Source organism: Sessilibacter sp. MAH1 (assembly GCF_054658315.1).
Genome location: NZ_BAAGIC010000003.1, coordinates 123,106 through 134,301, shown reverse-complemented (window position 1 = coordinate 134,301; position 11,196 = coordinate 123,106). Strand labels below are relative to the sequence as shown.

7 protein-coding genes are annotated in these 11,196 nt (G+C 41.5%); 5 read left to right on the top strand and 2 right to left on the bottom strand.

What is annotated here, in order from left to right; translation table 11 throughout:
- The first annotated feature begins 1,011 nt into the window (after nucleotides 1-1,011).
- The 5 genes from ACYQ28_RS04050 to ACYQ28_RS04030 all read left to right on the top strand — a co-directional run bounded on the left by ACYQ28_RS04050 (nucleotide 1,012) and on the right by ACYQ28_RS04030 (nucleotide 8,737).
- Nucleotides 1,012-1,374 carry a hypothetical protein gene (locus ACYQ28_RS04050; protein WP_460048393.1) on the top strand — a complete coding sequence of 121 codons (363 nt, stop codon included), beginning with the start codon at nucleotides 1,012-1,014 and terminating at the stop codon, nucleotides 1,372-1,374.
- A 200-nt stretch (nucleotides 1,375-1,574) separates the two neighbouring features.
- Nucleotides 1,575-3,164, top strand: coding sequence for a SulP family inorganic anion transporter (locus tag ACYQ28_RS04045; RefSeq protein ID WP_460048394.1), 1,590 nt, complete (start codon nucleotides 1,575-1,577; stop codon nucleotides 3,162-3,164).
- Between the two features lie 4 nt (nucleotides 3,165-3,168).
- Nucleotides 3,169-6,159 (top strand): DUF2309 domain-containing protein, encoded by a 2,991-nt coding sequence (locus tag ACYQ28_RS04040; RefSeq protein WP_460048395.1) that lies wholly within the window; start codon nucleotides 3,169-3,171, stop codon nucleotides 6,157-6,159.
- Between the two features lie 2 nt (nucleotides 6,160-6,161).
- Nucleotides 6,162-7,508: a proton-conducting transporter transmembrane domain-containing protein gene (locus ACYQ28_RS04035; protein WP_460048397.1), complete on the top strand. Its 1,347-nt coding sequence runs from the start codon at nucleotides 6,162-6,164 to the stop codon at nucleotides 7,506-7,508.
- A complete protein-coding gene (locus ACYQ28_RS04030; protein ID WP_460048399.1) occupies nucleotides 7,505-8,737 on the top strand; it encodes a hypothetical protein in 1,233 nt (410 codons plus the stop codon). Before ACYQ28_RS04035 ends, ACYQ28_RS04030 begins: the two co-directional genes overlap by 4 nt.
- A 145-nt stretch (nucleotides 8,738-8,882) precedes the next feature.
- On the opposite strand, the gene ACYQ28_RS04025 is transcribed toward ACYQ28_RS04030, so the two are convergent.
- Both ACYQ28_RS04025 and ACYQ28_RS04020 read right to left on the bottom strand, forming a co-directional pair.
- On the bottom strand, nucleotides 8,883-10,427 hold the full coding sequence (locus tag ACYQ28_RS04025) for a SulP family inorganic anion transporter (RefSeq protein WP_460048400.1): 1,545 nt from the start codon (nucleotides 10,425-10,427) through the stop codon (nucleotides 8,883-8,885).
- 15 nt (nucleotides 10,428-10,442) lie between these two features.
- Complete coding sequence (locus ACYQ28_RS04020) at nucleotides 10,443-11,090, bottom strand: carbonic anhydrase (RefSeq protein WP_460048401.1); 648 nt, start codon at nucleotides 11,088-11,090, stop codon at nucleotides 10,443-10,445.
- Nucleotides 11,091-11,196 lie beyond the last annotated feature (106 nt).

The following is an 11,196-nucleotide window of genomic DNA, read 5'->3' as shown; positions in this document are numbered from 1 at the left end:
AATTAATTCATGAAGAATCAATTAAAGACATCTGTAGAATAATTGATCTCATCATTTCTTAAAAATGCATACATCTTATACACATTCACAAAAGAGAATATCCGTTTTAATTTGGGCAATTTGTTGTAAATTTAATACGTTTAAAAATCACCTATTAAAGCAACATAAAAAATCTATGTGATGCAATACTCAATATGCGATTATGCGCAAAGGCATGTTTAACAAAGCTATAAAAATTCGATATTTTGAGATTTTTTTGAGGTTTTCTTGAGGTTTGTTTATATATGTTTATATCCTTGCTGATGAACAAAGAATTTACCTTTAAATTTTTACTGATTTAATTATGGTATTTTATCGCCATATATATGCTTTATTTGATAAGCACTTTAATCAAGCAACAGTTTTACAAAACTGATAACTATTTAAACTCCCTTTTTTTAGATAAATTGGTTAAATAGTTTTCAAAAAAACTACAAGGTAATTTGAGAAGATTAAAACCGTCACAGTTTTTTCACAAACTGTGTTTATGTTTTAAATTTGTGACACATTAATCCTTAAAAATATTTTTAAATACCTAAGAACTTCTCAATGGTTTATAAGTCTTTTTTGCCAACCTCAGATATTTAAAAAAACCAACGGTATATAAATTTTCTACAAGTATTTTTAAAAAGGCATCCAGCGCTACAAAACACAGAATCAGTTTCAATACATTGTTTAACATGATGTTTATAAAAGGCGGTAACAATCTGTTTAATTGAGTGTAGCTATTTTACGGCGAATAATGCCTAGTTATTCCTCAATCAGTAACCACACTACAATAGCCACACTAAACAGCAAGAATGTGTCGCCACTTTTAAATACAGTAAATGAATAAAATTGTGACGAAATTGGAAATCTCAATTTCTGCCTCTGCTTGACTTTTAGAGAGGCTAATCTGAAGTTTTTGTAGTCAGTTAACCAAACGTAACATTATTGCAGTTGTTATCCCTTTAACCGGAGCTTTTACGATCAATGCTTAGTAAAAAATACTTGCATTATTACCACCTAAAGCACCTTTGGGTTTTGGCTTTCTGCTGCCTTTTTTATTTTTCCAGCTCTTTTTCGCTATCACCTAATTCTTCACACCACGAATTACCGTCGGCATCCTTTTTCGGTTTTTTAGATGATTTACCCGAAATTGATATTAACGATGATCAACCGGAAAGATATGAGAGCTATAAGTTTTATGAAGGTTTAGACAGCATCAGTTTTGTTTATACCTATCGATTATCGCCCGTAGTCTATTCGTATACGCCAAATATTTTTATCCTTCCTTATTATAAGTACTCCAGCAGTTCCATTTACAACTCAAGAGCACCGCCTGCTCGCGCATAATTTTTTAATTCTTTAACGGTCTTTCGTGACTTCTTTCCGTGTGTTTATAGGCTTTATTGCTTAGGCGCTTTTGCACCCGGAAGAATTATGCACAAATTTAAATCTTCTTTGTTCTGTAGAGTTCGAAGTAGGTCTGCTTGCGTGCAAAATTCGTGAAGACACTCAATTTAAATTACATTTTAATTTCTTTGGGTATTTCTATGTCTAAACCTACCTCTCTAAATTCGCCGGCATTTTGGCTGGCGGATATTAAAGCCGGATTTATTATTTCTTTAATTGCCCTGCCGTTGTGTTTGGGTATCGCTACCGCAAGTGGTTTTCCTCCGTTTGCCGGACTAATTACCGCAATTGTTGGCGCACTGATTGTTTCTTGGATTGGTAGCGCACGCTTTACGATTAAAGGCCCGGCGGCAGGTCTTATTGTTATTGCCCTAGGCGCGGTGGTTGAATTGGGCCAAGGTGATATGAGCAAAGGCTACCACCAAGCCATTGCCGTGGGCGTTGGTGCTGGGATTTTGCAATTGATATTAGCGCTCGCACGCACGGCAGGTCTCGGCATTGCTATGTCGAAGACGGTTGTGCACGGTATGCTTGCGGCCATTGGTATTATCATTGTCTCTAAACAAGTTCACGTTGCCTTGGGTGTTAAGCCAGAAGCTCACGAAGCTATTGGTCTTATCGCCGAAATTCCTGCTTCATTTATTGATGCAAATTTTGTGGTGAGTTTAATCGGTTTTGTCTCTCTTATTGTGTTACTGGCTTGGCCGAAGATTGCTTTTGGTAAATTGAAGCTGATTCCTGCGCATTTAGTTGTGTTGTTTTTAGCGGTACCTATGGCGGTCTATTTTGGCTTACCTTCGGATGCGGGCACTCAATTTTTTGGTAGCACAGTAGCCACCGGATCGAAATTTATGGTGCAGTTACCAGACTCGATTTTAGACGGCCTCACCTTTCCAGATTTTTCGGCAATATTTTCTCTAACTTCGATTAAATACATTTTAATGTTTGCGTTGGTGGGTTCTATCGAATCAACCTTGAGCGTTGTTGCCGTTGATGCTATCAAAGAATACAAACACCCTTCGGATTTAAATCGCGATCTATTTGCTGTTGCGGTTGGCAATACAATTGCGGCGTTTTTGGGTGGATTACCTATGATTTCTGAAATTGTGCGCAGCAAAGCCAATGTTGACGCCGGAGCGCAAAGTCATAGAGCCAACTTCTTCCATGGCGTATTCTTATTGTTGTATGTGGCGGTGCTAACCGATCTTATTCAGTTGATTCCGCTGTCAGCCCTTGCTGCGATGTTGATTGTGACGGGTTTACGCTTGGCTTCGCTAAAAGAAGTGTTGCATGCCAATGAAATTGGTAAAGATCAGCTGTTCTTATTCTCGTTGACGGTAGTGGTGACCCTATTAACCGACTTATTAATGGGTGTGGCCGCAGGACTTATCGCCAAAGTGGTTTTTCATGGCATTCGCGGTGTTGGCCCAATTGCACTGTTTAAAAGCCATATTTCCAGTAAGAAACAAGGTAATATTTGGGTGATTAGTATTTCTGGTAACGCTGCATTCACAAGCTTGCTTAAATTGAAAAAAACGGTAGCAGCAATTCCTGATAAAGATATTTTGGTTCAAGTAGATGTATCTCACGCAAAATTAGTAGACCACACTTTCTTAAGTGGACTGGACGTAGTCTTTAGTGTTCGACCAGACTTAAAAATGGATATTGTGGGCATGGATACAATGCGTGCAGTTAGCGACCATCCTCTTGCGGTACGTATGAAGGTATAGCTTTATGACAGTCATGAATTCAACACTCGGGAAAGCGTCAATTGAGAGTTTGGCCGCCGAAGATCTTGTTCACGAATTAATCGACAAGGTAGCGCATTATCTTCCCGAACAGGCTCCTATTCATGCGTTTGTGCATCACAACCCGTTACACACCTTTGAGCATTTGAGCTTTAAAGATGCCGTGCGTGAAGCCGGTAATCGTTTTCAAGCACATTCGTTTATGAGTGAAATGTATTATCGTACCGCGGTCAATAACGGCCGTATTTTACCTGACGATATTAGTGCGGTATTGGAAGCGGAAATCGAAAATCTCGATGCGGTTATTTTCCCGGGCGGTCCTACCAGACGCGATTATTTAGTTTGGCGTTTAACAACCTTGTTCGATGTTCCTTCATCAAGCTCGGTGCGTTGGTGGCTGCACGAACACAGCAGTTTAGATAAACCTCATGCCTTGTACGCAAGTGCTGCGACTCTGGCAAGCTCTACCATATATTGCAAAGCCTCGAAGATTCCTGAAAAAGGCAGTTTAAAGCAACTGTGGCTGTATTTAGCAGAAGTGGTAAAACCCGAACACAAAACCGTGACTTACCCCCGTGCTCGCGATTTTTATCTGGCTCGCACCGGTATTGATACCGATTCTTGGGTACATCCTCTTCTGGTTAAGCTTGCGTCTGCGTTTGTTGATCAAGGCGTATCGAATCACGCCTTACCGTTGCGCGGACAAGGTTTTCTCGCGGCTTTCCAGGCTTACATGCTTACGCCTGTGTTACAAGAAAGTTGGCTGAAGTCGGTTAAGCAGCAATGCAAGAAACAAATTGACAATAATTGGAGCAGCGCCCAGACCGTTATTCATCTTTTAGAAACAATGGCTGTTCCCAAAGAGCACTGGGAACAGACTATTTTTGAGACCTTGCATTCATTGCGCGGTTGGGCAGGCATGTTCCGCCAATTTGAGTGTCATCCCGATAAGTTACCGATCAATCCTGTTCCGGGTAAACTCATCGACTTTTTAGCCGTGCAACTAACGCTTGATTTAGCGGCAGCTTACAAAGCCGAGCGTGAAAGCACCGTTGCTATGACCGATTACCAAGCAACGTGGACGACACCCGAAACGGTTACCGACAGCAAAATCTCTTTGGTGTACGAAGCTTTTGTCAGTGCGCAGGCTTTTACTTTTTTACCGGCGTTGTTTGCCGATAAAACAAAAGCGTCTGCGTGGCTCGCTGAGCATGAGCGATTTAATCACTTTGAGCGCTCTTATCTATTGCACCTCGCATTTGAACGCCATCACCGCAACCACATTTTAAATGCATTAACGGAGCATCAAAAACCGTTGATGGCGACCGACGTCTGCGCCGACAAATCCTGTGATCATAGTTCAAAAGCGGTACCTAAGGTTCAGGCGGTGTTCTGTATGGATGACCGAGAAGAGTCAACTCGTCGCCATCTGGAAGAAATTTTACCCGAAGCTGAAACCTATGGCTGCCCCGGATTTTTTGGCGTGGTGATGCAATACAAAGGTTTTGACGATGTTCACTCGCGACCACTGTGCCCGGTTACAGCAACGCCTCAACATTTTGTCGAAGAGATAGCAATTGACAACGAAAAAAACTATCGCTCAAAACGATTGCGTCAGGGCCAATGGCTTAAATTTTTGCAACGCAGTCGTTTAAAGTTATTGAGCAGCAGTATTTGGACCGTTGCCATGGGTGGTTTACATGTGGCATCGCTGTTAAGCCATACCTTGTTTCCCAGTTTCTCTCACAATCTATTGCATCGTATTACCGGCCATCATCACGACCGACCCAAAACCACGCTTAAGCTGTTTCGTGAAGATGATAAAGGCAATATTAATGATCAACGTAACGCCGCCGGACTCTTGCCCGGATTCACGCTTCAAGAAGCCACCGACATCGTTGAAAAGCTGCTGCGCACCATGGGACTTACCAAACATTTTGCGCCGTTAATTACGATTATTGGTCATGGTTCATCGAGCATGAATAACCCCCACGAAGCCGCCTACGACTGCGGTGCAACCGGTGGTGGCCGCGGCGGCCCTAATGCGCGAGCGTTTGCAATGATGGCGAATCATCCAACGGTGCGCGCTAATCTAAAGCAGCGTGGTCTTGATATTCCCGACACAACCCACGTTGTTGGTGGTTACCACAACACCGCAGACGATACGCTAACCTTTTACGAGCTAGAAACCGTTGCCACCCATTTGCGAGACCAGTTGGAATCCATGGAGGACGCGCTGCTCGACGCCTGTGCTCACAGTGCCCACGAGCGTTGTCGTCGCTTTAACGACGCTCCTGCCAATATCACTGTGCAACAAGCTTTAAAAGTCGTGCAACGTCACTCCACCGATTTAGCGCAGCCGCGACCCGAGTACGGTCATTCTACCAACGCTGTTTGTATTATTGGACGTCGTGAGAAAACGCGAAATCTGTACATGGATCGTCGTGCCTTTTTAATTTCCTACGATCCCGAGCAAGATTCAGACGGCACCATCGTGGCGAATATTTTACAAGCCGCAGGCCCCGTGGGTGCAGGCATTAATTTGGAATATTATTTCAGCGTTACCGATCCGGTTGTATACGGTTGCGGCACAAAGCTGCCACATAATATCGCCGGATTAGTGGGTGTCATGAATGGTCACTCCTCCGATTTAAGAACAGGTTTAACCTGGCAGATGGTAGAGATTCACGAGCCGGTTAGATTATTAACCATCGTTGAGGCAACACCTGAGCGCTTACTTGAAATTGCCGATAAATATCCAATGATTGGACGTTTAGTTGGCAATGGCTGGATTCAACTGATTTCTTGGCATCCTCAAACTGGCGAGTTATTTCATTTTTATAAAGGTAAATTTGTACCACACACAGTGACCGCCACGGGTTTCCCTGTGATTGATCGCTCCGAATCTTTCTTCCGAGGTGTTTCAGACCATCTTGGTTGCGCCCATATTGTTAGTCAAAACCCGAAAGGGATTTAAAGATGAATAATGTACTGATATTGTTAATTTTTGCTCCAGCATTTTCTTTAGTTTTGCAATTGCTGAGATTTTTTGCCATAAAAAATATTTCGGCAGCCGGTGTTCAAGCTGAAAAAACTACCTATTATTTAGTGATGCTGCCAATACTGGCCTGTTTGTTGGGCGTGTTGGTGTTAAGTATTAATGTTATTTTGCACGGCCCGTCTAGCCACCATATTAGCAACTGGTTTGGTTCGAGTGATTACAATTACAAAATTATTTTTGTAACCGATTATTTATCGATTGTGTACGGGCTGTTGTCGCTAACATTATTAGGCACTATTTGCTATTTCTCTAAACGATATCTTCATAAAGATCCGGGATTTCATCGTTTCTATTTATTATTTACGATATTTTGCTGTGGTCTTTTAATCGTAGCCTTTGCCGGTATTTTAGAAATATTAATTATTGGCTGGGAGCTGGTGGGTATCTCTTCGGTATTATTAATTGCTTTTTATACCACACGAGACGGCCCGCCACGCAATGCACTGTATGTTTTTATTATTTATCGTTGCTGTGACATTGGTTTAATAACCGCTGCGCTATTACTTCACTACTTTACCCATCACTCTAATTTCGAGTTATTAGAAAACTCCTATTGGTACGGAATAGAAGCACCACACGATGGTTTATTAATTATAGGGTTGTGCTTATTATTTGCGGCTTCTGGTAAAGCAGCTTTATTTCCGTTCAGCTCGTGGATTCCTCGCGCAATGGAAGGACCAACGCCGTCGAGCGCGATTTTCTATGGTGCATTATCGGTACACTTAGGCCCATTATTGCTTTTACGCAGCATTAACTTTTTTGCCGAAAGTCAGTTATTAATGACACTGTTATTGGTAATTGGTGTATTAACGGCGCTAATCGGCTTTTTATCATGGCAGGTGCAAAACGATATTAAATCAAAATTAGCCTACGGCTCGGTAACTCAGTTGGGAATTATTGTTTGTGAAATTGCCTTAGGTTGGGAAATATTAGCGCTAATTCACGTGGTAACCCATGCAAGCTTAAGAGCGCTGCAAATTTTACGTGCGCCAAGCTTATTACAAGATTACAAGCTGATTAATCAAATGCTTGGCCATTCACTCGCCGCAACTCAAGAATACGATCATAAAGTCAGCCGTTTTCGCCAATTTATTTATCGTATTTCGCTGGAACGTGGTCTCCTCGAAACCTTCTGGAAAGACCGATTTCTTGGTACCTTAAAAATTATCATTCTGAGTTTTGATCGCCTAGATAACAACATTGCGGCAATACTTGGGAATGCTGCGGCCGACAACAAAAATACCGTTAAAGGAGACGAAGCATGAGCAACGTCTTAATTAATCATTCTCTACATTCACCGTCTCATGATGCGATATCAATCGCTAACAGTAACAATCCGCAGCAATTTCGTACCTGGCTTATTTCTGTGTTATCGGCAGCAGCCATTGTTATGGCTTGCGCCTTAATATCCAAGGGATTATTCAACGAGCACTCGAACTTAGATTTAACACCTTATTTACAAAGTTTGGTGGTATTAATCAGTTTCATTCTAATATCGGTGTTTTCACCTTCTTGGTCTACCACCAACCGAGGTTTTATCAGTGTATTAATCTTTGCGATTTGCAGTTGCTTGCTGATATTTACAGATAATGCACTTACTAGCCTAGGTTTGGTTTTTCTTGCGTATATCTTTTTAGTCGTTAGCGAAAAGAATAAGCCTGTGCTTTTACGTCTGTTAATAATTTATGGGGTGGTGATTTTTGCTCTGTTTATAGTTAGCAACCTGATTACCGGTTCACAAGGTGCTGCTTTTCAAGGATTATCCATTGCAGCCTACTTGCTAATTCTCGGTGGATTCCCATTAGCAAGCTGGTATGGAAAACTTTACGAAAATTCTTCTACCGGTATTTGCGCGGGCTTTTTGGTGGTACAAGGTTTGTTTGCCAGCAAAAGCGCGTTGTTTATTCCGGAGTCTAGCAGCTTAATTCACGGTATTTTCTTGATTGTTGCATTGCTGTCGTCATTGGCAGCTGCGTTTCAGGTCAACGCCAAACGTGGTTTTGCAGCAATGGCCGCCAGTCAATTGTTGTTCATAGCGTTTATCGCCATGCTACCGTTTGATGGCTTAGCCAAAGCAAAACTGTACATTATTGCGGTATTTACCTTAGCAACTCCGGGCGTGATATTAACCTTTGGCGCCTTGGAATCTAGGGTTGGTCATCTGTCACTGTTCTCACCGCAGGGAAATTACAATTCTTATCCACGCCTCGCAAATACACTGCTGTTTTTCAGTTTATTGAGCGCAGGATTTCCGTTATCACTGGGATACGTAGGTATAGACCTGTTAGCCGAAATCGTGTTTTCGCACGAATCGTTAATTATGTTCGGTTGGATGGTCGTTATTTCTTTGAACGCAATATTTTCGATCAGAAGCTTTTTGTATCTTTGCCTCGGATCACCAGAGCATGAAGAAAATATTGATATGATGACCAGTAAATATTACCTGGCCTGCGGGTGCATTGGATTTTTATTCTTAATTGCTTTTTTTATTTAAAGGGACTGAATTTAAAAGGACTGTATTTAAAAGGGCTGCATTTAAAAAAAGAACTTTTTAGAAAGCTAAAAAAAGAGAGCGGTTGTGCCCGCTCTCATCAAAGGCCTGAGCCTATTGCAACGTAAAGACTTTTACTAAAATCGGACTATAGAGTGGGTTTAAATTGTATGGTTTCTACTTCTATATTCCGATATTTTGCTTGCGCAACGTATTCTTTTACCAGTTCAACTACATCAAATGCCACCGATTTTGAGTTAGAAAAATCGAGGATCACCCGTGAATCTTTAGGGATTTCATTCAATTTTTTAAGAATGCTCGGCTTGTTAAAAAACGAGACTTCTTCTGCTAACACAATATGATGGGTTTCTTTGTCACTGTTAGAATCAACGATTTCTCTGAAGTGGTAAGAGTTGCGGTAGCTGTGTTTTAAGGTGAAGAAAACACCCACAACCAAACCGGCAACAACACCCGTTAATAAATCGGTAAACAACATTGCGACAATAGTGGTTAAAAATGGTAATGCTTGTTCTGGACCGTGCTTAAACATCAACTTAAATACCGATGGTTTAGCCAGTTTGTAGCCGACGACCATCAGAACTGCGGCAAGCGACGCTAACGGAATTAAATTCAGCATGTTTGCGACAGTCACAACACTAATCAGCAAAAAGAAACCGTGCATAATCGCTGAAAGTTTTGATTTAGCACCGAAGGTAATGTTCGCAGAACTGCGCACGATCACTTGGGTTATTGGCAAACCACCGCATAAACCAGAAACAATGTTACCCAAACCTTGCGCTTTTAATTCGCGATTGGTTGGCGTGGTATTACGCATTGGATCAAGTTTATCCGTCGCTTCAACACTTAATAAGGTTTCAATGCTGGCGACAATAGCAAGTACCAAGGCAACGCCAATAACTTCCACACTCAGTATTTTACTAAAATCTGGAAAAGCGATTACCGCACTTAGCTCATCAAAGCTTTCAATAACTGGTAGAGTCACCAACTGAGCTTGGTCTAACGGTTTGCCGTTTAGAGCCAAGAGGTAAGACGTTAATATACCCAGTAATACAACAACAATTGGCCCTTGAATTAACTGGAATATTTTATGGCTTTTGGCTAAATATTTATCCCAAAAAATTAAAATAGCCAGTGATATCAAAGAAATTGCAATTGCCGTTGGCGACATTAATGCTAATGCATGCTCAATAGCAGTTACAGTATTTTCTCCATTAATTTGCGTAAAAGATTGTTCACCTAAAAAGTCGGCATGCCAACCAAACAAATACGGAATTTGTTTTAGAATAATCAGCAAACCAATACCGGTTAACATACCCGCAATAACAGACGTTGGGAAAAAGTACGCGATAAATCCAGCCTTTGCATAACCTAAAATCAGCTGAAAGATACCCGCCAAAACTACGGCAACTAAAAATACTTCCCAACCACCTAAAGAAGAGATTGCATCAAAAACGATAACGGCCAATCCCGCGGCCGGACCACTTACCCCCAATCTTGAACCACTGGCAGCACCGACTACAATACCACCAATAACACCCGAAATAATTCCGGCAAATAACGGTGCACCTGAAGCTAGAGCAATACCTAAACACAATGGTAAAGCTACGAAAAAGACTACAATACTCGCTGGTAAATCACTTTTGATATCTTGAAATGATACATCCAATTTCATTTCCAGTATCTCCAATTAACTGTTTGAAGCTATTTTTTGCTCTGCATAGCTTTCATTCATTTCAACGAATGAACGAGTTGCAGAGTCGAAGCAATGAATTTTTCCCGTGGCGATATCATAAACCCAACCGTGAAGTTCGATTTGATCGCTGGCTAATTTTGCAGCAACCGCAGGATGAGTTCTAAGGTGCTGTAATTGTTGAATTACGTTTTCCTTGGTTAATTCATCCAAGTGATCTTTATTTAATTGACCGTGTTTTTCTTTTAAAACCGCCGTAGCACATCGACAATGTCCCAACCATTCCGATACATGAGGTAAGGACTCTAATTTTTCGGGCTCCAAGGCACCTTTCATTGCGCCGCAATCGGTATGACCGCAAACAACAATATGACTAACACCCAAAGCCGCGACGGCGAACTCGATCGATGCGGTCATGCCGCCGGTTTGATTACTGTGCGGGGGAACTATATTGCCGGCATTGCGACATATAAATAAATCACCTGGCTCAGTTTGCGTAACTAAGTTAGGATCAATGCGGGAATCTGCACAAGTTATGAACAACACTTCCGGGTTTTGCCCGGTAGCAAGTTTTTTGAACGCCGCTTTTTTTTCTGGAAATATTTCCCTTTGAAATTTGGCAATACCAGAAATTACATGCTGCATAGAAATTTCTCCAAAAGATTAAAAATTTGAGGTAAATCACAATCGTTAAAAAGTCTGTTAACTTAGTTTGGAATGAAAGCTCTATAGAAAAAAATAGGAACTGGTG

What these genes read in the sequence shown, in the direction of transcription:
- ACYQ28_RS04050 (WP_460048393.1), top strand. Translation starts at nt 1,012, where the DNA reads ATGCTTAGTAAAAAATACTTGCATTATTACCACCTAAAGCACCTTTGG.
- ACYQ28_RS04045 (WP_460048394.1), top strand. Translation starts at nt 1,575, where the DNA reads ATGTCTAAACCTACCTCTCTAAATTCGCCGGCATTTTGGCTGGCGGAT.
- ACYQ28_RS04040 (WP_460048395.1), top strand. Translation starts at nt 3,169, where the DNA reads ATGACAGTCATGAATTCAACACTCGGGAAAGCGTCAATTGAGAGTTTG.
- ACYQ28_RS04035 (WP_460048397.1), top strand. Translation starts at nt 6,162, where the DNA reads ATGAATAATGTACTGATATTGTTAATTTTTGCTCCAGCATTTTCTTTA.
- ACYQ28_RS04030 (WP_460048399.1), top strand. Translation starts at nt 7,505, where the DNA reads ATGAGCAACGTCTTAATTAATCATTCTCTACATTCACCGTCTCATGAT.
- ACYQ28_RS04025 (WP_460048400.1), bottom strand. Translation starts at nt 10,427, where the DNA reads ATGAAATTGGATGTATCATTTCAAGATATCAAAAGTGATTTACCAGCG.
- ACYQ28_RS04020 (WP_460048401.1), bottom strand. Translation starts at nt 11,090, where the DNA reads ATGCAGCATGTAATTTCTGGTATTGCCAAATTTCAAAGGGAAATATTT.